We start from the raw sequence: 22342 nt of genomic DNA on the forward strand, positions 1-22342 counted from the left end.
ACGGCCCGGACACGGCAGCGCGGAGCCTAGCGCTCTGCCTGCGCGGCGATCACCTCGCGGGCGAGCTGGCGGTAGTTGCGGGCGCCGGAGGAGGCCGGGTCGAGGGTGGTGATCGGGGCGCCGGCGACGGTGGACTCGGGGAACTTGACGGTCTTGGTGATCACCGTCTGGTACACCTTGTCGCCGAACGCCTCCACGACCCGTTGCAGCACCTGCCGGCAGTGGGTGGTGCGGCTGTCGTACATGGTGGCGAGGATGCCTTCGAGTTCCAGGTCGAAGTTGAGCCGCTCGCGGACCTTGTCGATGGTGTCCAGCAGCAGGGCCACGCCGCGCAGGCTGAAGAACTCGCACTCCAGCGGGATGAGTACGCCGTGTGCGACGGTCAGCGCGTTGATCGCCAGCAGGCCGAGGGACGGCTGGCAGTCGATCAGGATGTAGTCGTACTCCTTGCGGACGCTCTTGAGCACCCGCGCCAGGGCCATCTCCCGGGCAACCTCGTTGACGAGCTGTATCTCGGCGGCGGAGAGGTCGATGTTGGCGGGCAGCAGGTGCAGTCCGGCCACGTCGGTCTTGATCAGCACGTCCTCGGCGGTGACGTCGTCCTGCATCAGCAGGTTGTAGACCGACAGGTCCAGGTTGTGCGGGTTGACGCCCAGGCCCACGGAGAGGGCACCCTGCGGGTCGAAGTCGACCAGCAGCACCTTGCGACCGTACTCGGCCAGTGCGGCGCCGAGGTTGATGGTCGTGGTGGTCTTGCCGACCCCGCCCTTCTGGTTGGCCATCGCGATGATCCGGGCCGGTCCGTGCCGGTCGGTGGGCATCGGCTCGGGGATCGGCTTGCGCATCGTGTAGGCGGCCGGGTCGGCGGGGCCCAGGTCGCTACCGAGGGCGTTCTGCTGTTCGCGGAGCTCCGACGTCCAGGTCTCGGCACGGTCACCGTTGCCAGCCATGTCCTCGTTGCCCCCTCCCGACGACCATCCGGCGTCGGAGCCGCCCGACGTCCTTCGCGGCGCCGCTGCGCACCCCGGTCATCTCACCGCAAGGACCGCGCCGATGCCGACTGTACGCCACCGGCCAGCAGGGCGTTCGGCACCCGCTCGGCGTGTCGGCCGACGGCAGCGACCAGGGCGGTCATTGCCGGGCGCGCGGGTGGGCGGTGGCGTAGACCTCGCGCAGCCGGTCGACGGTGACCAGCGTGTAGACCTGGGTGGTGGTGACCGAGGCGTGACCGAGCAGTTCCTGCACCACCCGTACGTCGGCGCCGCCGTCGAGCAGGTGGGTGGCGTATGAGTGCCGCAGGGTGTGCGGGGAGACCGCGTGCGGCCCGTCGACGGGCAGCCCGGCGCGGATGGCGGCGCGGCGCAGGACGGTCCAGGCGCCCTGCCGGGTCAACGGTCCGCCGCGGGCGTTGAGGAACACCGCCGGGGTGCCCCGGCCGGCGGCGGCCAGCCCGGGTCGGGCGCGCACCAGGTAGTCGGTCAGGGCCCGCAGCGCGTACCCGCCGATCGGCACCAGCCGCTGCCGGCCGCCCTTGCCGCGCAGCAGCGCCACCCCGTCGGCGGCGTCCACGTCGTCCACGGCGGCGCCGACCGCCTCGGAGATGCGGGCGCCGGTGCCGTACAGGAACTCCAGCAGCGCCCGGTCGCGCAACGCCAACCCGGTGCCCTCGCCGGTGGTCTCCACCGGGCCGGCGCTCTCCAGCAGCCGGATCACGTCGGCCACCGGCAGGGCCCGGGGCAACCGGCGCGGTGGGACGGGTGGGCGCACGTCGCGGCTGGGGTCGGCGCCGGTCAGGCCCTCGCGCAGCGCGAAGCGGTGCAGGCCGCGTACGGCGCTGGCGGCGCGGGCGGCGGAGGAGGCGGCCAGCGGCGGATGCCCGTCCTCGCCGGTACGCAGCCGGGACAGGTGGCGTTCGACCTCGCCGGCCGAGACCGCCGCCAGGTCGTCCACCCCGGCGGCGGCCAGCGAGGTGAGGTAGCGGTCGAGGTCGCGGCGGTAGGAGGCGAGGGTGTTGGCGGCGAGTCCACGTTCGACGGTGAGGTGGTCGAGGTAGGCGCGCACCGCACGGTGCAGGGCCGGCGTGGGCTGATGGCCCGCGCCGGCCCCGTCCGCTGCGGCGGTCGGTGCGTGGCCGGTCAGGCCAGCACCTCGGCCAGTGGCAGGGCGGGCAGGTCGTGCGCCTCCGCGACCGGGCCGTAGACGACCTGTCCGTCGTGGGTGTTCAGGCCCAGCGCCAGCGCCGGATCGCGACGGGACGCCTCGCGCCAGCCGTGGTTGGCCAGCTCCAGCGCGTACGGCAGGGTGACGTTGGTCAACGCGTACGTGCTGGTGTTCGGTACCGCGCCGGGCATGTTCGCCACGCAGTAGAAGATCGAGTCGTGCACCTTGTACACCGGGTCGGCGTGCGTGGTGGGCCGGGAGTCCTCGAAGCAGCCGCCCTGGTCGATGGCGATGTCGACGAGCACGCTGCCGGGCTTCATCCGGGAGACCAGCTCGTTGGAGATCAGCTTCGGGGCCTTCGCACCGGGCACCAGCACCGCGCCGATGACCAGGTCCGCGTCCAGCACCGCCCGCTCGATCTCGTACGCGTTGGACGCGACGGTCTGCAGGTGGCCCCGGTAGATGGCGTCGGCCTGCCGCAACCGGGCCACGTTCTTGTCCAGCAGCAGCACTTCCGACTGCAGGCCGAGGGCGATCGCGGCGGCGTTCATGCCGGAGACCCCGGCGCCGATGACGACGGTCTTGGCGGCGTACACGCCGGAGACCCCGCCGGGCAGCACCCCCCGGCCACCACCGGTGCGCATCAGGTAGAAGGCGCCGACCTGCGGGGCGAGCCGACCGGCCACCTCGGACATCGGGGCCAGCAGCGGCAGCGACCGGTCGGGCAGTTCCACCGTCTCGTAGGCGATGCCGGTGACCTTGCGGTCGAGCAGCGCCTGGGTGCAGTCGCGGGAGGCGGCCAGGTGCAGGTAGGTGAAGAGCACCTGCCCGGCGCGCATCCGATGGTACTCCTCGGCGACCGGCTCCTTCACCTTGAGCACCAGCTCCGCGGTGCCCCACACCTCGTCGGCGGTGTCCAGGATCTTCGCGCCGGCGGCGGTGAACTCCTCGTCGGTGATGCTGGACCCGACGCCGGCGCCGGCCTCGACGAAGACCTGGTGACCGCCGCGGGTGAACTCGTTGACGCCCGCGGGAGTGATCGCCACGCGGTACTCGTGGTTCTTGACCTCGCGTGGGATGCCGACCTTCACGATGCAGACACCTCTCTTCGGGGACCGCGGCCCCGACTGCGCGGTGCCGTGCCGGCCCCTTTGCCGCCACGGTCAACCGGTCCCGTCGGCGGCAGTTTAGGCGGACCCGCAGGGCACCGGAGCCTGCACTGTGACACCCGGTGGCCGCGGACGTTGACGATGTGTCAGGTGTGACACCACACCGTCGGTGGACCATCACCTCCACCGTCAGGACAGTGTTCGCCCTTCATCGTCCCACTTCAGGCGTGCCGGTACCCGGCACGACAGAGTGGATCACTATTGTGACGCGTCATGACCACTCCTCCCGTTCAGCCCGGGTACCCCCAGGGCGTTTCTGACAAGAGCAAGGTCGTCGCGGGCGTCCTGGGCATCGTGCTCGGCGGCCTCGGCGCCGGTCGGTTCTACACCGGCCACATCAAGATCGCGGTACTGCAGCTCGTCGTGAGCCTCTGCACCCTCGGCTTCGGCGCCCTCTGGGGCCTCATCGACGGCATCATGATCCTGGTCAACGGTGGCACCGACGCCGAGGGACGACCGCTGCGCGACTGACCCCACCCGCATGCGGGGGCCGGGCGGCGATCCGCCCGGCCCCCGCATCACCTACCGGGTCCACCACCCGGGGCGCACCGGCCGCCCTTCCGCCGGCCGCCGGGCACGATCAGCGCGGCAGCGGGCTGTCCGCGCGGCGCAGCACCGACCAGCCGGCGTCGCGGGCCCGGGCCGCGGCGAGCAACCCGGCGACACAGGCCGCGTTGGTGATCTCACCGGCCAGCACCATGCCCACCGCCTCGTCCAGATCGATCCGGACGATCTGCAGGTCGGCCTCCTCGTCGTGCCGGTCGTGACGCTGCTCGACGGGCACCTCGGCCAGGTCTCGGGCCAGGAAGACCCGGACCAGCTCGTTCGTGAACCCGGGCGAGCTGTGCAGGTCGACCAGGACGTCATAGCGGCCGGCGGTCAGGTCGACCTCCTCGGCCAGCTCCCGGGCCGCGGTGACCGCCGGATCCTCACCGGCCACATCGGTCAACCCGGCCGGCAGCTCCCACAGCCGCCGGCCCACCGGCTGCCGGTACTGGCGGATCAGCACCACCTGACCGGCGTCGTCCAACGCCACCACCGCCACCGCGCCCACGTGGCGCACCAGATCCCGGATGGCGGTCCCCCCACCAGGCATGCTCACCTGCTCGGAGACCACCTCGAAGATCCGGCCGCGGTAGCGCACCTCCCGGGAACGCACCTCGTAGTGGTGCTCGACGCCGCTCACGACGCCGACGCGGCCGCGGCGGTGCCGTTGCGGGTGGCCCGCCCGGCGGTGTCGAGGTCGACCGGCAGCTGGTCGGCCTGCGAGTAGGCCACCGCCGCCTGCACGAAGGCGGCGAACAGCGGATGCGGCCGGGTCGGACGGCTCTTCAGTTCCGGATGCGCCTGGGTGGCCACGAAGAACGGGTGCAGCTCCCGGTCCAACTCGACGAACTCGACCAGCCGGCCGTCCGGCGAGGTACCGGAGATGTGCAGCCCGGCCTTGGTCAGCTGGTCACGGTAGGCGTTGTTCACCTCGTACCGGTGCCGGTGCCGCTCACTGACCTCGGTGCTGCCGTACGCCTCGGCGACGATCGACCCCTCGGCCAGGGTCGCCGGGTACGCACCCAGCCGCATGGTGCCACCCAGGTCGCCCTTGCCGGCGACGATGTCCTCCTGGTCGGCCATGGTGGCGATGACCGGGTGCACGGCCTGCTCGTCGAACTCCAACGAGTTGGCGCCGTCCAACCCGGCCACGTGCCGGGCCACCTCGATCGTCATGCACTGCAGGCCGAGGCAGAGCCCGAGCAGCGGGACACCGTTCTCCCGGGCGTACCGGGCGGTGCCGATCTTGCCCTCGATGCCGCGTACCCCGAACCCGCCCGGAATGACGATGCCGTCGACCCCGGCCAGCGCCGCCGCCGCACCCGCCGGGGTGACACAGTCGTCGCTGGGCACCCAACGCAGCTGCACCCGGGCCCGGTTGCCGAACCCGGCCGCCCGGATCGCCTCGCTGACCGACAGGTACGCGTCCGGCAGGTCGACGTACTTGCCGACCAGTGCCACGGTGATGGTGCGCTGCGGCTGGTGCACCCGCTGCAGCAGGTCGTCCCAGCCGTCCCAGTCCACATCACGGAAGGAGAGCCCGAGCCGGCGCACCACGTACGCGTCGAGCCCCTCCCGGTGCAGCACCTTCGGGATGTCGTAGATGCTGGGCGCGTCCGGGGCGGCGATGACCGCCTCGGCGTCGACGTCGCAGTACAACGACAGCTTGTGCTTGAGCTTGTCGGGGATCTCCCGGTCCGAACGGCAGACGATCGCGTCCGGTTGGATACCGATGTTGCGCAGCTGGGCCACCGAGTGCTGGGTGGGCTTGGTCTTCAGCTCACCGGAGGGCGCCAGGTACGGCACCAGCGACACGTGCAGGTAGAAGCAGTTGTCCCGGCCCAGGTCGTGACGCACCTGCCGGATCGCCTCCAGGAACGGCAGCGACTCGATGTCACCGACCGTGCCGCCCACCTCGGTGATCACCACGTCCGGGGTACGGCCGTCGTCGTCCGGGTCGGCCATGGCCAGGATCCGGGACTTGATCTCGTTGGTGATGTGCGGGATGACCTGAACCGTGTCGCCCAGGTACTCGCCGCGCCGCTCCTTGGCGATCACGTCGGAGTAGATCTGGCCGGTCGTGACGTTCGCCTTGCCGGACAGTGCCCGGTCCAGGAACCGCTCGTAGTGCCCGACGTCCAGGTCGGTCTCGGCGCCGTCCTCGGTGACGAACACCTCACCGTGCTGGAACGGGTTCATGGTGCCCGGGTCGACGTTGAGGTAGGGGTCGAGCTTCTGCATCACCACGCGAAGTCCCCGCGCGGTGAGCAGGTTGCCGAGGCTGGAGGCGGTCAGCCCCTTACCCAGCGAGGAGGCCACGCCCCCGGTGACGAAAATGTGCCTGGTCGTCCGTGCTGTTGGGGCCAAGGCCTGCTCCCGTGTCGTCCGTCGCGGTCGTGCAGACCGCCGAGCCGATCAGCGAAGTGATCACGCGATCCACGGGACTCCACGGTAACACCTCCCCTCGGGCACCCCGGTGCCGCACCCGAGGGGGCACCCCACCGGGTCACCCGGTCGCAACCTCCGCCGAGGATCGCAGCGTCCGACCACGCCCCCGACCGGGCCGCCGGCCCTCGTCCGTCGGGCTGCCGCCACCGTCACCCGGCACCACGACGTCGGCCGGCCGTGCGCCCTCGGCAGCCGCTGCCGTCGCGGCATCGTCGCCGACCGGCCCGGCGGCACCGTCGGCGCCCACCGACCCCGCGCCGCTGCACCGCGCCCCACCCGCCGCTACGGCGTCCTGCGGCCGGTCCGTGGCCGGTCGGGTCCGATCGGCGGCGTGGTCGAGCACCCGCAGCGCGGACAGCGCCGCCATCGGCACCACCACCGCCGCCGCCGCTCCGGCCACGTCCAACGCCGAGGCGCCCAGCACACCGCCGATCCCGGCGGCCACCCCGGTGCCCGCCATCGCCGCCCGGATCGCCGGGTAGATGCCGAACAGCCGCATCAGCCCGCCCCACGGCTGCAGCAACGCGAACCACACCAGCAGCGCCCCGACCACCGCCAGCACGGTCAGTGGGCTGTTGACCAGCGTGTCGAAGTTGGCCGCGCTGGACCGCTGCACGGTCAACCCGCCGGTGCCGTCACCGAGCGCGGCGAGGAACCGACCCAGGCTGCCCCGCTCGGCCGGCGCACGGTCCAGGTCCACCACGGCGAACCCGACCGTCACCGCCAACCCGGCCATCGCCGCCCACGCCAGCCGGGTCAGGGTCAACCAGCCACCCGCGCTGATCGCCGCGGCGACGCTCACCCCCGCGGTCAACGCGATCGCCCCGATCGAGTCGGCGCCTAGGTACGGGCTGCCGACCACCACCACGGCAGCCCCACCCACCGTCACCATCACCATCGGCCGCCAGCTCCGACGCACCTGCTGGGCCAGCCAACCCGCGGTCAACAACGCGGCGGCGACGAACACCCCGAGCCCGACCGTACCCAGTCCCGCGTACCGGCCCCCCTCCAACGCCGAGTAGCCGATCACCCCGTTGAGCTGCAACCGGGCCCCGGTGACCACATCCAGGCCGACCGCCAGCGTGGTCAGCCCGGCCACCGCGCCGAGTGGCCCCAGGGTGGTGCCGTACCCCGGTGCCAGCCGCACCAGCAACGTCGTCGCGGCCAGCAGCACAGCCGTCAGCGCCGCGAAGGACGCCGCCGGATAGGCGTTACGCCACCACGGCACGGCCTCGGCCAACAACGCCGCCGGAATCGCCAGCGCGGCGGCGACCAGCAGCACCTCCACCGTCGCCACCACCCGCCGCGACACCGGCTTCGGGCCGTGCGGGCCGGCGTGGCGCCGCGCCCGGCGCAGCAACGGCAGCACCGCCACCGCCAGCACCACCTGCACCACCGCCAGCAGCGTGAAGAAGTCCCCGGCCACCTCCCGCTGCGCGGCGGCCTCCCGGTCCGCGTCGGCCGGCTCCGCGATCGCCGCGGCCAGATCGTCCGGCCGGCCACCCACCGACTCGGCGGGCCGGCCCAGAAACGGCCGGTCCGGCATCGGCCGCCCCAGCACCGTCAACGCCGTCGGCGCGATATCGATCAACTGCAGGTAGCCGCGCCGGCCGGTGGTCGGCGACGTCAACCAGCCGTCCTCCCACCCCGGGCCGTCGGCGATGGCCAGGTGCAGCCGCGACGGCCGTTGCGTGTCGGAGACCCCGGCCACGATCACCAGCGAGTTCGGTGGCCGCGCCGCCAGCACCCGGGCGAGCTGCGCGTCGGCGGCGCGGGCCGCGGCGGCCCGCACCGACTCATCGGTGCCGGCGACCGTACCGAGGTCGACGATGCTGAGTACACAGGAGCCCAGCAGGCCGGCCGGATCCGCCGGCAGCGTCGGCTCGTACCGGTCGACCCGGCCGAACGGCCGCGCCGCCGCCACCGCCGCACCGGGGCCGACCGCCACCGAACACCGCACCGACTCCGACAACGCGCCGGGTACCGTGCCCCACGGCAACCGCTCCTGGTTGTGCAGGACGACACCCTCCTGCTCCGGCAGGTTCGCCCCGATCCGGTCGGGCTCCTCCACCGTCACCTCGGCCGGCGGACACTCCCCACCGGGCCGGGCACCGCTCCACCCGGCGAAGCTGCCCGCCCCCAGCGTCAACCAACCGTCCAGCGGGCAGGTGGGCCGGTACGCCGAACGCACCGACAGCGACCCGATCGACCCGTCCCGGGCCATCCGCCACAGCGTCGGGGTGCGTTCGGCGTCCACGTCGTCCCAGCGCAGCCCGGCCACCCCGACCAGCACCACGTAGTCGGCGCTGCGCTGTGGCGGTGGCGCCTGCGGCCCGGCCGCCAGCGCGGTGATGCCCAGCACCACCACGACCAGGGTGAGCAGGACCGGAGCGACTCGACGCAGCATCACCGACGTCCCGTCGACGGCGCGTCGGCGTCCGGCGTGGCCACCTCGGCGTAGAGCGCGACCAGTTGGGCGACGGTCTGCGCCTCGGTCGGCCACGTCGCCGCCCGCGCCGCGCCCCGCCGACCCAACTCGACCCGGCCCGGTTCGTCGTCCAGCAGCGCCCGCACCGCCGCGTCGAGCGCGTCGACGTCACCCGGCGGCACCAGCACAGCGGCGTCGCCGACCAGGTCGGGCAGCCCACCCACCGCAGTCGCCACCAGCGGTACGCCGACCCGCAGCGCCTCCTGCGCGAACAACTGCCGGGCCTCCCAGTCGCTGGTCACCACCGCCAGGTCCGCCCCCGCCAGCAGGTCCGCCACGTCGGTACGGTGCCCGAGCAGCGTCACCGGCGCGCGGGCGGCACTGATCCGGGCCGCCAACGGCAGGTATGCCGGGCCGCTGCCGGCGATCACCACGACCGGCGGTGGGGTGCGCTCTCGCCACCGGGCGGCGGCGTCGATCAGCACGTCGTAGCGTTTCTGCGGATGCAACCGGCCCACCGACAGGATCATCGGCTGTTCGGCGGTGACGGCGAACTCGGCGCGCACGGCCGCCCGGCGGCGTCGCGGCGCCGGCAACTCGGGCGCGGCCACCGGTGCCAGCCGGACATCCGCCGCACCCAGCGCCACGGCCCGCTCGACCAGGTCGGCGGAGGCACCCAGGCTCACCCGGGCGCCGCGCGCCACGACCCGCTCGACCAGCCGGGACAACCCGCCGCGTAGGCCACCGGCGAGCACCGCGTTGTGCCAGGTCACCACCAGTGGGACGGCCGGTCGGGCGAGCACCGCGACCAGCCCGGCCCGCAGCCCGTGCGCGTGCAACACCCGGACCTGCTCGGCGGCGAGTACCCGACGCAGCGCCCCGACCGCCCGGGCGTCGCCCGGGGTGGGACTGGCCGGAATCTCCACCGGCGTGAACCGGGCACCGGCGGCCACGAAGTCGAACTGGTCCTGCGTCGCCGCCGGCCCGCACACCAGCACCGGCTGCCCGGCGGCGGTCAACCCGCGGGTCAACGCCCGTACGTGTTGGCCGACCCCACCGGTACTGGAGGCCAGCAGCAGCACCACCGTGCCCGGTCCCGCGCCCCTCGACGCACTGTCCGCACTCACCGGGACACCGTCTCCTTCCCGTCGTCGCGTCCACCCCGTACGCGGGCCCGACGCAGCCGTCGTCGCAGCGCGGCCAGCACCGGACGCAGATCCTGCCGGTCGACCAGCCAGACCACGCCGAGGAACACGACGCCGACCAGGACTGCCGACAGCATGCCCTGCGTCAGGACCATCCACCGCGCCGGGGTGCCGTCCCCGGCGCCGGTCAACCGCAGCAGCGCCAGCGCCGCGCCGGCACCCGCCGTACCCGCCAGCAGCCCCGCCCCACCGGCGCGCGCGGCACCGGCCAACGCCACCGGCCCGGCGGCCCGCCGCACCGCCACCAGCAGCAGCGCGCCGAGCACCAGCATCCCCACCGAGTTCGCCAGCGCCACCGCGAGTACCCGGTCGGCCACCGGCAACAGCACCGACAGCGGCCACAGCGCCACCGGCACCACCAGCCAACCGGCGCTGATCGCGGCGGTGGCCGACCGCGTCGCGCCGCGGGCGTACAGGGCCCGGGACAGCACCGCGAACAGGCCGTAGCCGAGCAGCCCGGGAGCGTAGCCGGCGATGGCGGCAGCGGTGGCGGCGGCGTCCAGGGGGAAGAACCGCCCGATCGGGCCCGCCACCCCGATCAGCACCGCGATGCCGAGGAAGCTGAGCAGCAGTACGCCGCGCAGGGTTCCGGACAGCGTGCGGTGGTAGGTCCGCTCGTCGCCACCGGCGGCGGCCGCGGCGAGGGTGGGGTAGGCGGCGGTGGCCAGCGGCACCGCCAGCACCGCCCAGGGCAGCAGGTAGAAGGTCTGGGCCAGGTTGAACACCTGTGGTGCCGCGGTCAGCCCACCGGAGATCCGGTAGAGGATCACCGCCGTGGCCACCTGCTGGGCGGTGACGGTCACCACCCCGGCCACCGCCAGGCCCCCCACCCGGGCCCGCGCGTCGGCCGGGAACACGTACCCGTACCGTGGGCGCAGCCGCAGCCCCCGCAGCGGGATCAGCAGCGACAGCGACAGCACCACCACCCCGAGGGTGGTGCCCGCCGACAGGATCAGCTCCGCGCCACGGCCGGCCTGCGCCACGCTCGCCCCGGGCCCGGCGACACCGGCGAAGACCAGGTACACAACGATCACCGTGAGGCTGGACAGCAGCGGCGCGATCACCGGCCAGGCGAAGCGGCGGTGCGCCTGCAGCACTCCGGTGAACACGATGCCGACGCCGTAGAGCGGCAACTGCGGCGCGAAGACCCGCAGCATCCGGGCACCGGCGGCCAGTTCCTCCGGTGACCGGTTGTCGCCGATCAGCGCGATCACCGGGTCGGCGCACAGGGCCACCACCACCGCCAGCGGCACCAGCAGGGTCAGCGTCCAGGTCAGCAGGGCACCGGTGGTGGCCGCCACCGCCCGCCGGTCACCGGCCGCGACGGCGGCGGCCAGCAGCGGTACGACCAGGCTGGCCAGCGCCCCACCGGCCACGATCTCGAAGATGATGTTGGGGATGGTGTTGGCCAGGACGTACATCGCGCCCAGGTCGCTGTCCTGCACCACCCAGGTGAACACCGCGGTACGCCCGAACCCGGCGACCCGGCTGAGCACGGTGAGTACGGCGATGAGCGCGGCCGCTCCGGCCACCCGGCCGGCGCCGGCGAGGGGGGCCGGTCTGCTCACGTCAGTCGGCGCGGCGGCCCAGCGCGTCGAGTTCACGCAGCCCCGGGGTGTTCGCGATGACCTTCGTGAAGCTGACCTTCTCGCTGGCGGCGGTCAGGCCGGCGAGCACCGCGAGCAGGCCGGCGCGACCGACCGGGCCGGTCCGGGCCGCCAACGCCACGCCGAGCACCGCGCCGAGGGCGTTGGCGCCGCTGTCGCCGAGCATCACGTCCTCGTTCAGGTCGGCGGGCAGCACCCCGGCGGCGGCGCCGACCGCACCGGCGGCGATCCCACCGTGCCTGCCCCCGGTCAGCGGCGCACCGAGCAGCAGGGCGGACTTCGCCGCCCGGCCCGGCCGCAGGTCCAGCAGGTTGATCAGGTTGGCGGTGCCGGCCACCACGCCCGCGCCCAGCAGCACGTCCACGCCGCGGACCCACGGACCCTGCCGCCGCCGGCCACGGTGACCGGCCACGCCCGGATCGGCGGCCAGCAGCGTCGCGGCGCCGAGACCGGCCGCACCCACCCCGACGATCTTGACCAGGCCGGCGCTGACCCTCCCCTGCCGCAGCGCGGCGAGGTGCCCCTGGAAGCCCTTGTCCGCCTTCTGCTCCGGCCGGGCGCCGACCACGTCGTCGTAGAGGCCGACGGCACCGGCACCGAGACCGGCCAGCAGGCTCGCCGCCCCCGCCGGCACGCTGGCCGCCCCACCGGCCGCCGCCCCACCGGCCGCCACGGCGAGGGCCGGACCGGCGGCCAGGGTGACCGTACGGCCCCGGAAGTTGGTCCGCTGCAGCCCGGGCCCGGCCGGGGAGGTACGCACCTGCCGCAGCGCGTACCGGGCGGCAGCCGCCCCGATCCCCGCCACCAACAGCCGGCCGATGATGCTCACGCGCTCGCCTCGCTCCGCTCGCTCACCCGGTCCCCTTCTGCCAGTCGGGCACACATCGTCAAGCATCGGGCACCGGGTACGCCCGGTGACTCACTGGGGCAGTCTAGGCACCAGCGACGCGGCGTTGTCGCCGACGCCGTACTGGCCGGCCTTACGCTCGGTGAGCTGCTGCACCAACGCCAGCGTGGTGACCAGCTGGCCCTGCACGGTGTTGGCGTTGTCGACGGTCGAGATGGTCTGCGCGAGCACCGCGTCGCCGCGCACGAAGGCCACCAGGTTGCCGTCGGCCGAGCCGTTGCCGGCCACCACGATCCCACCGGTCCGGTCGAACTGCTCGGCGATCTTGACCACCGACTCGTCCTTCTTCGCCGAGTCCTTGTCCACGTACGGCGGCCCGCTGACGATCACCACCGCCTCCGCGGCAGCGGTGATCCGGTCCGTACTGGTCAGGTAGTTGGCGTTGCTGTACGCGGCCAGCACCGCCCGCCGGTCGGCCTCGGTGACCGGCTCGGCGCCGGCCGGCCGGTCCAGCAGCACGGTGGCCAGCAACGCGCTGGAGGTCTCCACGCCGTGGCCGTTGCCGGGCAGCCCGCCGGTCGGCGCGCCGGTCGGCCGCGCCGCGGTGACCGCCAACTCCAGCAGGTTGTTGTTGTTCTCCGGGTTGATGAACTTGTCCTGCAGGTCGACGCGTCCGGTGAGGTCCACCCCGGCGAGCTGCAGCATCTTGAGCACACCCTCGGCGTGGTCGCGGCCGGTCGGCGTGGTCAGCAGCAGCACCCGCTTGCCGGTCAGCGTGCCCGGCAGCATCACCTGGGCCATCTCGGCGGCGAACTCCTCCTCCAGCTCCAGCTCCCGCTGCATGTTCTGGACCGTCTGACGCATCTGCTGGTTGTCCTTGCGCAGCGAGTTGACGGTGTTGTTCAGCGAGTCCGCCACCGGGCCGTTGAGGGCCGCTGTGCCGACGACCAGGCCGATCGCCAAGGCGAGGAAGACCGCGGTCAGGGACACCACGTGGTACCGGAAGTTGATCACGCTTGCAGCCTCTTGATCGGTCGGGAGCTAGAAGAGCTGGCCGAGCTGGAACACAAAATTGTCCCACCACTCGGAGACCACACCCAGGTACGCCTTGCCGACGGTGGAGACGGCCACCGCCGAGGCCATGGCCGCGATCGCCGAGAGCACCAGCAACAACAGCGAGGAACCCGAGATGCCCTGCCGGTAGAGCCGGCTGACGCCCTTGGCGTCGACCAGCTTCCCACCGACCTTGAGCCGGGTCAGGAACGTCGAGGCCATGCCGCCGCGGCCCTTGTCCAGGAACTCCACCAGGGTGGCGTGCGTGCCCACCGCCACGATCAACGACGCACCCTTCTCGTCGGCCAGCAGCATGGCGAGATCCTCACTGGTGGCGGCGGCGGGGAAGGTCAGCGCCGGCACCCCCAGACCGTTGACCCGCGGCAGCCCGGGCGCCCGACCGTCCGGGTACGCGTGCACGATCACCTCGGCACCACACCGCAACGCGTCGTCGGTGACCGAATCCATGTCACCAATGATCATGTCCGGGGTGTAGCCCGCCTCGACCAACGCGTCGGCGCCCCCGTCGACACCGATCAGCACCGGCTTGAACTCCCGGATGTACGGGCGCAGCACATCCAGATCGGCCTTGTAGTCGTAGCCCCGGACCACGATCAGGCAGTGCCGGCCCTGGATCTCGGTGGCGATCTCCGGCACGCCGACGCCGTCGAGCAGCAGGTCGCGTTCCTGCCGCAGGTAGTCCATGGTGTTGGCGGCGAACGCCTCCAACTGCACCGACAGTCCCTCCCGGGCGTCGGTCATCGCCTTGGCCACACTCTCGGCGTCCTGCAGGCTGCCGTGCGCCACCGGCTCGTCACCCAGGTAGACCGTGTTGCCCTCGATCCGCACCGTGTCGCCCTCGCGGACCCGCTCGAAGATCCCCTCACCGAGGTCGTCCAGCAGCGGGATGCCCGCCGCGACCAGCACCTCCGGCCCGAGATTCGGATACCGGCCGGAGACCGACGGCTTGGCGTTGAGCACCGCACCGACACCGACCGCCACCAGCGAGTCGGCGGCGACCCGGTCCAGGTCGACATGGTCGATCACCGCAATGTCGCCGGGGCGGAGCCGGCCGACCAGCCGTTTCGTACGGCGATCGAGGCGCGTGGTGCCGAGGATTCGTCCCGGTTCCGCGTTCCGGGCCCGGCGCAACGTGGGTAGACGCATCGTGACCATCCTGGCATGTGAGGCAGGCGAATCTGTCGCGACATGCCTGAGCAGGGCCGCCTACCCAGGGAAGCACATACGGGCGAAGGCCGGTGTGCCTCCGCTCACAATCGGCGCCCTCACGACCGCCGTTCCCTGGCCGCGACGGCCAACAACTCCTCCGCGTGGGCGATACCCAGATCCGAATCCGGCAAACCCGCCAGCATCCGCGCCAACTCCCGCGCCCGCTCGGTGTCCTCCACCACCCGCACCCCACTGGTGGTCACCGCACCACCGGTGTCCTTCGCCACCACCAGATGCCGGTCGGCGAACGCCGCCACCTGCGGCAGGTGCGTCACCACCAACACCTGGTGGCTGCGCGCCAACCGCGCCAACCGCCGACCGATCTCCACCGCCGCCTGACCGCCGACCCCCGCGTCCACCTCGTCGAAGACCAGCGTGGGCGGCCCACCGGACCCGGCGAAGACCACCTCGATGGCCAACATCACCCGCGACAGCTCACCACCGGAGGCACCCCGCTGCAACGGCAACGACGGCGCACCCGGATGCGCCAGCAACCGCAACTCCACCTCGTCACCGCCGTCCGGCCCGACACCGACGTCCACCCCGTTGACCGGCAACGTCGGCTCCGCCCGACCAGCCGGCCGAGGCACCACCGCCACCTGCACCCGCGCGTGCGGCATCGCCAACCCGGCCAACTCGACCGTCACCTGCTCGGCGAAACGCACCGCTGCCTCCTGCCGGGACACCGACAACCGTCCGGCCAGCTCCGCCACCTCACCGGCCAGCCGCGACGCCTCCCGGTCCAACTCGTCGAGCAACTCGTCGGAGGTGTCCAACTCGGACAGCCGCGACCGGGCCCGGTCCGCCCACGCGATCACCCCGTCGACGTCGTCGGCGTACTTGCGGGTCACCGCCCGCAGCGCCGCCCGCCGCTCGTAGAGGCTCTGCAACCGCGCCGGATCGGCATCCAGCCCGGCCAGATACGTCGACAACTCCACGGACACGTCGGCGACCAACGTCGCCGCCTCCTCCAACCGGGCCGCCAACTCCGCCAGCGCCGGATCCGTACCGGACTGCGCCTCCAACGTCCGCCGCGCCGTACCCAGCAACGTCGACGCGTCCGGAGTGTCGTCGGTCGCCTCCAACCCACCCGCCACACACTGGTGGGCCACCTGCGCCGCGGTCCGCAGCCCCTCGGCATGCTCCAACCGCTGCGTCTCGGTCTTCAGCGCCTCGTCCTCACCCGGCTGCGGATCCACCCGGGTGATCTCGTCCAGGCCCAGCCGCAGCAGATCCGCCTCCTGGTGACGCTCCCGCGCGTTGCGCCGCCGGTCAGCCAGGTCGTCGACCACCCGCCGCCACTGCGCGTACGCCTCCCGGGTCGCGTCCAGCAGCTTCTCGTGCTCCGCACCGGCGAACCGGTCCAACGCCGCCCGCTGCTCGGCCGGCCGCAACAACCGCAGCTGATCGGACTGGCCGTGTACGGCCACCACCTGCTCGCCGACCTCACCGAGCGTCGACACCGGCATCGCCCGGCCACCCAGATGCGCCCGCGAGCGGCCCTCCACCGTGACCGTACGGCTCAACAACACCGCACCGTCCTCGTCGGGTTCCCCCCCGGCGTCGGTGATCCGGGCGTGCACCGTCTCGGCCACCCGACCGGACAGCCGCAACCGTCCCTCGACCACCGCCCGGCCCGGCTCGGCCCGCACCCGCCCGGCGTCGGCCCGGCCGCCGAACAGCAGGCCGAGACCGGTCACCACCATCGTCTTACCCGCACCGGTCTCGCCGGTGATGACGTTCATACCGCCGGTCAACGGCAGCGTGGTGTCCTCGATGACGCCCAGCCCGGTGATGCGCAGCTCCTCCAGCACAGCAACCGACAGTAGACGCGAGCCCCGACACTTGACCAGCCGGCGCGGCGGCACGCCTCACCGACGGTTGCCCCGCCACCCCTGCACCGGCAGGTCGAACTTGGCCACCAACCGGTCGGTGAACGGCCGGTCCCGCAGCCGTACGATCCGCACCGGCAACGCCCCACGGCGCACCGTGACCCGCGCCCCCGGCGGCAGGTCGTACACCCGCCGCCCGTCGCAGCACAGCACCGCCAGCGTGGTGTACGGATCCACCGTGATCACGAACGTCGACGTCGGCGCGGTCACCAGCGGCCGGCTGAACAACGCGTGCGCGCTGATCGGCACCAACAGCAACGCCTCGACCTCCGGCCACACCACCGGACCACCACCGGAGAAGGCGTACGCCGTCGACCCGGTCGGAGTGGCACACACCACCCCGTCACAGCCGTAACGCGACAACGGCCGCCCGTCGACGTCGACGAGCAACTCCAGCATCTGCGCCCGCTCGCCCTTCTCGACGCTGATCTCGTTGAGCGCCCACGACTCGATCGTCGGCCCGCCGTCGAACTCCGCGGTCACGTCCAGGGTCAACCGCTCGTCGACCGTGTAGTTGCGACTCACCACGTCCCGCACCGCGACATCGAGATCGTCGATCTCCGCCTCGGCCAGGAAACCGACCTTGCCCAGGTTGATCCCGAGCAGCGGCACCTTCGTCGGCCGGGCCAGCTCCGCGGCCCGCAGGAACGTGCCGTCCCCGCCGAGCGCGAACACGATCTCGGCCCCCTCGGCCGCCTCCGGCCCGGTCACCGGCAGCACACCCGGCAGATCGAGATCCTCGGCCTCCTCCGCCACCACCCGCACCACGAAACCGGCCGCGATCAGATCGGCCGCCACCGTACGCGCATGCTCCGTGCTACGCCGACGACCGGTATGGGTCACCAGCAGGGCAGTGCGCGTCACCGCGACGCCCACCCGGTCCGAGCCCCCGCCGACACTCCGATGGATCGCACGCTGCGCTCACTCACCCGGCCATCTCCTCCGTCACCTCGTCCGGCGTCCCACCGGCCGCCGTCGGGCCCTGCGGGCCGGCAGCCACCACGTCCCGCACCCGCTGCGGATCGGCCGGCGGCGCATCCCGGCGTAACCATACGAAGAACTCCACATTGCCGCTCGGCCCGGGCAGCGGGCTGGCCGCCAGGTCCATCAACCCCAGCCGCAGCGTCGCCGCCGCCGCGGCGACGTCGAGTACCGCCTCGGCCCGCAGCGCCGGATCCCGCACCACCCCGCCGGCACCGACCCGCTCCCGACCGACCTCGAACTGCGGTTTGACCATCAGCGCCAGGTCACCGTCGGCCCGGGTACAGGCCGCCAGCGCCGGCAGCACCAGCCGCAACGAGATGAACGACAGGTCGGCGACGGTCAGGTCGACCGGACCGTCGATCACCTCCGGCGTCAACGTCCGTACGTTGGTGCGCTCGAGAACCCGGACCCGCTCGTCGTTGCGCAGCGACCAGGCCAGCTGCCCGTAGCCGACATCGACCGCGACCACCTCGGCCGCCGCCGCGCGCAGCAGCACGTCGGTGAAACCCCCGGTGGAGGCACCGGCGTCGAGGCAACGCCGACCGGCAACGGTCAACCCACCCGGGGCGAACGCGGCCAGCGCACCGGCCAACTTGTGCCCGCCCCGCGAGACGTACTCGGAGCCGGGATCCGCGCCGGTGACCAGCAGTGGATCGGCGGGGTCGACCATCGCCGCGGCCTTGCGGGCCGGTACCCCGCGCAACTGGACCCGACCCGCCTCCACCAACGCCGCCGCCTGCTCCCGAGACCGGGCCAGACCGCGGCGGACGAGTTCGGCGTCCAACCGGTTTCGACGTGCCATGGGTGGACGGCCTCCTCAGGCCTGGTCGATGGTGGCCAGCGTTTCCCGCAACGTCTGGTACGCGGCCTCGTACTGGGCGATCTGGTCCGCCGGAGCCAGGGTCGCGGCGTTGACCATCGCCTGCACGGCCGCCGCCACCGCCGGGTGTCCACCCTCCTCGGCCTGGTCGTCCGACCAGCTCGGCGGCGGACCCGGGCGCGCGCCCGACCCCAGGCCCGCAGCCGCACCCGCCGGCGGGCCCGGACGCGACCCCGGCGGAGGACCGGGGCGGGGCCCCGGCAGTGGTCCGTGCCCGTTCACGCCGCGCCGTCCGTCCGCGGCCGACCCGACGCCTTTCCGGGCCGGGCCACCTGGTCTTCGGTACGGGCCACCGTCCCGGCGGTCCGCTTCGCGACCGCCTTCTTGGCCACGGCCTTCTTGGCCACGGCCTTCTTCGCGACCGCCTTCTTCGCGACCGCCTTCTTCGTCGGCGCCGCCTCAGCTGGCGGTGCGGCCGCCGCCGTCGCCGGCGTACCCACCGACGCACCGCCGCCAGACGCACGGGCCACCACCGGCTCACCCGGCGCCGCCCGCAGTTGGCGTTCCAGCTCCCGGACCCGGCGTTCCAGCTCGGCCACCTCCTCGGCGGTGGCCAATCCCACCGCACCGAGGGCCCGCTCGACCTCGAAACGCACCAGCTTGGTCAACGCCTCCCGGTTGGCCGCACCGGTGGCCCGCAGTTCCTCGGCGAGCGTCTGAAGCTGAGCCGCCGTCGCACCCGTCGAACCCATCGCCCGACGAACCGCGTCCTGTGCCTTCTTCCGAGGCGCCTCCGTCAGGCCCATGGCCAGTTCGAGGTAGGCGCGCCACGCGTCCTGCATGCCTTGGTCCTTTCACCCGGCGGGTCTGCAGGTGTCACGCTACCGGCCAACCGGACCGCTCCGTGCGGTACCGTGCCCGGGGGACGACGTGGTGTGGCAAGGAGGCGACGGGTGGCCACGGTGGACGAGTGCCGGCAGGCGCTGCAGGATCTGGCCGACCGGCTGGAACGCAACGCGGAGGCCGTCCGTGATCGGGTCGACCTGGACCGCACCCTGGCCTGCCGGATCACCGACCTGGAGACCGCCTTCCACGGCCGCATCTCCGACGGCCGGCTGGTCGACCTGGCCGACGGCGACGACCCGAAGGCGAAGATCGCCATGAGCACCACCAGCGACGATCTACTCGCCCTGGTGCGCGGCGAACTCGACGTCACCCGGGCGGTCGCCAACCGCCGCGTGTCGATCAAGGCGAACCCGTTCGACCTGATGAAGCTCCGTAAGCTGCTCTGACCCCGCCGGTCAGCCCGGCAGGCCGAGGGTGTCGAGCGCCTTCGCCGCCTCTGGCGATCCGGCGCGCGGGGCGCCGGCCGGCCGATGCCACCAGGCGACCGCGCAGAGCGCCGCGAGCGCGTCCAACGGCCGACCGGCCCCAGACAGTTCCCATCCCTCACCGCCGGTGACCACGTGCCAGCCACCGAGGTCACCGGCGGCCGCAGGCACCCGCACCACCTCGGCCGGATCGAACAACCCGGCGAGATTCCACGCCACGTACGTGGGCCGCCGCGGCGCCGGCGCGGCGAGCAGTTCCGGCACGTCACTGACCCCGGTCAGCACCAGCAGGCTGTCCAACCCGGCCCGGTTGGCCCCTTCGATGTCGGTGTCCAGCCGATCACCGACGACCAACGTCCGCCCCTCGCCGGCCCGCCGCGCGGCGGTGGCGAACAGTTCGGGCGCCGGCTTACCGACCACCTCGTCCGGTTCCCGGCCCAACGCGGTCACCAGCGCGGCCACCAACGCACCGTTGCCCGGCAGCGGGCCACGCCCACTGGGCAGGGTCCGGTCGGTGTTGGTGGCGATCCAGGCCGCACCGGCGCGCACGGCCACCGCCGCCTCGGCTAGGTCGGCCCAACCCACCTGTGGCCCGTAGCCCTGGATCACGGCCACCGGCGAATCCTCGGCGCGCGAGACCGGCGTCAGCCCGACCGCGCGGATCTCGGCCCGCAACGCCTCCGCGCCGACCACCAGCACCGGCGCCCCGGCGGGGAGCCGCTCACCCAACAACTGGGCGCCGGCACCCGCGCTGGTCAGCACCTCCTCCGGCCGGGCCGCCACACCCATCCCGGTGAGCAGGTCCGCGACGTCGGCCGCGCGCCGCGACGCGTTGTTCGTCGCGTACGCCACCTCTCGGCCCTCGTCGTGCAACCGGGCGACGGCCTCGACAGCGCCGGGGATCGGCCGGTCGATCAGGTAGATCACCCCGTCCAGGTCAAACACGACCAGGGCGTATCCGTCGACCAGCCGCTCCCCGACATCGGTCATCGCTGCCGCGCCTCCGACTCGACAGTGCCGTCCACCGCGGCCCGGTCCCCGCTCTCGGCCATGGGCTGCGGCACCGGGTCGACGCTCCGCTCCTCGGCGACCGCCGCCTCGCCGGTCACACCGGCATCCGCGGCCACCGCGTCGCCGACCGTCTGGTCGTCCTCCGCCGCGATCTCGTCGGCGGCGCCAGCGACCGCGGTCCCGTCCTCGGCGACGGTGGCCGCGGTGCCCTGCGCGTCGTCGTCCTCGTCGTACTCGTTGTCGATCTCGTCGCCGTCGGCGATGGCCTGCTCGTCGGCAAGCGCGACAGCGGCGTCACCGAGGTCTGCGTCCGGCTCGGCCGGCACGGCTCCGACGGTGCCCGGTCCGGCGACCAGTTCCTCGGCCGCCTCTTCCTCGTCGTCACCTTCGATGACCACACCGTCGAGTTCGAGTAGCCGCTCCGCCGCGTCGGTCTCCGCGTCGGTGTCGACCTCCGCCGCCCGGGAGAACCACTCCCGGGCCACCGCGCGCCGTCCGACCGCCAGCAGCGCGTCGGCGTACGCGTACCGCAACCGGGCCGTCCACGGCTCCGGCGTGTCGGTGGTCAGTTCACGGACCTGGAGCATCGCCACGGCCGCATCACGCTGACCGAGGTCACCGCGCGCGCCGGCGGCCACGATCAGCAGCTCGATCGCGACGGCCCGGTCCAGCTTCTCCTGGTCCGCGCCGCGGAACAGGTCGATCGCTCGTTCCGGCCGGCCCAGTGCCCGCTCACAGTCCGCGATGACCGCCAGGTGGCTCTGCATGCCACTCATCCGGTGGTACGTACGCAGTTCCGCGATCGCGCTCTGCCACTCACCGGCGTGGTACGCGGCCAACCCGACCGCTTCCCGTACGGCGGAGATCCGCGACGCGAGCCGACGCGCGGCCAGTGCATGCGCGAGCGCCTCGGCCGGGTCTTCGTCGATCAGTTGGCCAGTCGCCACGAGGTGTCGGGCAACCGTGTCCGCGATCGGCTTGGCCAGCGACAGCAGCTCGGCGCGAACGTCCTTGTCCAGGTCACTGGCGACGATCTCGTCGGGCAACGCCGGAGCCTCCGGTCGCTCGGCGTCGGCACCGTCACGGCTGCCGCGGAAGCCTTCACGGCGGTCGCCGCCATCACGGAAACCACCCTCACGACGCTCACCGCCACGGAAGCCACCTTCACGACGGAAACCGCCCTCACGACGCTCACCGCCACGGAAACCGCCCTCACGACGGTCGCCGCCCTCACGACGGTCACCACCGCGGAAACCGCCCTCGGCACGGTCACCACCGCGGAAACCGCCCTCGGCACGGTCACCACCGCGGAAGCCACCCTCACGACGGTCGCCGCCCTCACGACGGTCACCACCGCGGAAGCCACCCTCACGACGGTCACCACCGCGGAAACCGCCCTCGGCACGGTCACCGCCACGGAAGCCGCCCTCGGCACGGTCACCGCCACGGAAGCCGCCCTCACGACGGTCACCACCGCGGAAACCGCCCTCGGCACGGTCACCACCGCGGAAGCCACCCTCACGACGGTCGCCGCCCTCACGACGGTCACCACCGCGGAAGCCACCCTCACGACGGTCGCCGCCCTCACGACGGTCACCACCGCGGAAGCCA

The 22342-nt window shown here is 73.1% G+C and carries 21 protein-coding genes; 3 read left to right on the plus strand and 18 right to left on the minus strand.

All coding sequences use genetic code 11. The features are described 5' to 3' along the window. Positions 1-26 precede the first annotated feature (26 nt). The 3 genes from D2L64_RS24045 to ald all read right to left on the minus strand — a co-directional run bounded on the left by D2L64_RS24045 (position 27) and on the right by ald (position 3251). A complete protein-coding gene (locus D2L64_RS24045) occupies positions 27-950 on the minus strand; it encodes a ParA family protein (protein WP_119579479.1) in 924 nt (307 codons plus the stop codon). A 181-nt stretch (positions 951-1131) separates the two neighbouring features. Continuing rightward, a complete protein-coding gene (locus D2L64_RS24050; protein ID WP_119579494.1) occupies positions 1132-2139 on the minus strand; it encodes a tyrosine recombinase in 1008 nt (335 codons plus the stop codon). Continuing rightward, positions 2136-3251 carry an alanine dehydrogenase gene (gene ald / locus D2L64_RS24055; RefSeq protein WP_119579480.1) on the minus strand — a complete coding sequence of 372 codons (1116 nt, stop codon included), beginning with the start codon at positions 3249-3251 and terminating at the stop codon, positions 2136-2138. Before ald ends, D2L64_RS24050 begins: the two co-directional genes overlap by 4 nt. A gap of 291 nt (positions 3252-3542) precedes the next feature. Between ald and D2L64_RS24060 the strand changes: the two genes are divergently transcribed. Further along, on the plus strand, positions 3543-3800 hold the full coding sequence (locus tag D2L64_RS24060; RefSeq protein ID WP_119579481.1) for a TM2 domain-containing protein: 258 nt from the start codon (positions 3543-3545) through the stop codon (positions 3798-3800). A gap of 109 nt (positions 3801-3909) precedes the next feature. On the opposite strand, the gene D2L64_RS24065 is transcribed toward D2L64_RS24060, so the two are convergent. The 13 genes from D2L64_RS24065 to D2L64_RS24125 form a co-directional block, all read right to left on the minus strand. After that, the gene (locus tag D2L64_RS24065; RefSeq protein ID WP_119579482.1) at positions 3910-4515 is read right to left on the minus strand and encodes an NUDIX domain-containing protein; all 606 of its coding nucleotides are present in this window, start codon (positions 4513-4515) and stop codon (positions 3910-3912) included. Next, on the minus strand, positions 4512-6242 hold the full coding sequence (locus tag D2L64_RS24070) for a CTP synthase (RefSeq protein WP_119579483.1): 1731 nt from the start codon (positions 6240-6242) through the stop codon (positions 4512-4514). Before D2L64_RS24070 ends, D2L64_RS24065 begins: the two co-directional genes overlap by 4 nt. A gap of 139 nt (positions 6243-6381) precedes the next feature. Next, complete coding sequence (locus D2L64_RS24075) at positions 6382-8730, minus strand: hypothetical protein (protein WP_119579484.1); 2349 nt, start codon at positions 8728-8730, stop codon at positions 6382-6384. Then, the gene (locus tag D2L64_RS24080; RefSeq protein WP_119579485.1) at positions 8730-9878 is read right to left on the minus strand and encodes a glycosyltransferase family 4 protein; all 1149 of its coding nucleotides are present in this window, start codon (positions 9876-9878) and stop codon (positions 8730-8732) included. The genes D2L64_RS24075 and D2L64_RS24080 overlap by 1 nt, the downstream gene beginning before the upstream one ends. Next, the gene (murJ, locus tag D2L64_RS24085; protein ID WP_119579495.1) at positions 9875-11524 is read right to left on the minus strand and encodes a murein biosynthesis integral membrane protein MurJ; all 1650 of its coding nucleotides are present in this window, start codon (positions 11522-11524) and stop codon (positions 9875-9877) included. The genes D2L64_RS24080 and murJ overlap by 4 nt, the downstream gene beginning before the upstream one ends. A gap of 1 nt (position 11525) precedes the next feature. Next, positions 11526-12392: a hypothetical protein gene (locus tag D2L64_RS24090; RefSeq protein WP_119579486.1), complete on the minus strand. Its 867-nt coding sequence runs from the start codon at positions 12390-12392 to the stop codon at positions 11526-11528. Between the two features lie 90 nt (positions 12393-12482). Continuing rightward, positions 12483-13424, minus strand: coding sequence for a copper transporter (locus tag D2L64_RS24095; RefSeq protein ID WP_119579487.1), 942 nt, complete (start codon positions 13422-13424; stop codon positions 12483-12485). A 27-nt stretch (positions 13425-13451) separates the two neighbouring features. Continuing rightward, positions 13452-14630 carry a putative cytokinetic ring protein SteA gene (steA, locus tag D2L64_RS24100; protein ID WP_119579496.1) on the minus strand — a complete coding sequence of 393 codons (1179 nt, stop codon included), beginning with the start codon at positions 14628-14630 and terminating at the stop codon, positions 13452-13454. 119 nt (positions 14631-14749) lie between these two features. Then, positions 14750-16507, minus strand: coding sequence for a DNA repair protein RecN (recN, locus tag D2L64_RS24105; RefSeq protein ID WP_119579488.1), 1758 nt, complete (start codon positions 16505-16507; stop codon positions 14750-14752). 57 nt (positions 16508-16564) lie between these two features. Beyond that, positions 16565-17449, minus strand: a complete 885-nt coding sequence (locus D2L64_RS24110) for an NAD kinase (protein ID WP_119579497.1) — start codon at positions 17447-17449, stop codon at positions 16565-16567. Between the two features lie 61 nt (positions 17450-17510). Then, positions 17511-18371 (minus strand): TlyA family RNA methyltransferase, encoded by an 861-nt coding sequence (locus D2L64_RS24115; protein WP_119579489.1) that lies wholly within the window; start codon positions 18369-18371, stop codon positions 17511-17513. 15 nt (positions 18372-18386) lie between these two features. Further along, the gene (locus tag D2L64_RS24120; RefSeq protein WP_119579498.1) at positions 18387-18653 is read right to left on the minus strand and encodes a hypothetical protein; all 267 of its coding nucleotides are present in this window, start codon (positions 18651-18653) and stop codon (positions 18387-18389) included. Positions 18654-18667: 14 nt separating this feature from the next. After that, positions 18668-19231: a phasin family protein gene (locus D2L64_RS24125; RefSeq protein WP_119579490.1), complete on the minus strand. Its 564-nt coding sequence runs from the start codon at positions 19229-19231 to the stop codon at positions 18668-18670. A gap of 111 nt (positions 19232-19342) precedes the next feature. On the opposite strand from D2L64_RS24125, the gene D2L64_RS24130 reads away from it, so the two are divergent. Continuing rightward, complete coding sequence (locus tag D2L64_RS24130; RefSeq protein WP_119579491.1) at positions 19343-19681, plus strand: SCP2 sterol-binding domain-containing protein; 339 nt, start codon at positions 19343-19345, stop codon at positions 19679-19681. A gap of 9 nt (positions 19682-19690) precedes the next feature. Here the strand turns inward: D2L64_RS24130 and D2L64_RS24135 are convergent, their stop codons facing one another. Both D2L64_RS24135 and D2L64_RS24140 read right to left on the minus strand, forming a co-directional pair. Next, positions 19691-20710, minus strand: a complete 1020-nt coding sequence (locus tag D2L64_RS24135; RefSeq protein ID WP_119579492.1) for an HAD-IIA family hydrolase — start codon at positions 20708-20710, stop codon at positions 19691-19693. Then, positions 20707-21723 carry a Replicase polyprotein 1ab gene (locus D2L64_RS24140; protein ID WP_407663186.1) on the minus strand — a complete coding sequence of 339 codons (1017 nt, stop codon included), beginning with the start codon at positions 21721-21723 and terminating at the stop codon, positions 20707-20709. Before D2L64_RS24140 ends, D2L64_RS24135 begins: the two co-directional genes overlap by 4 nt. Between D2L64_RS24140 and D2L64_RS24145 the strand changes: the two genes are divergently transcribed. After that, positions 21628-22342, plus strand: a 715-nt coding sequence (locus D2L64_RS24145) for a hypothetical protein (RefSeq protein WP_407663187.1), incomplete at its 3' end; no start/stop codon positions are given. The two genes, D2L64_RS24140 and D2L64_RS24145, sit on opposite strands and share 96 nt — an antisense overlap.

The organism is Micromonospora radicis, from assembly GCF_003583405.1.
Classification (GTDB): Bacteria; Actinomycetota; Actinomycetes; order Mycobacteriales; family Micromonosporaceae; genus Micromonospora; species Micromonospora radicis.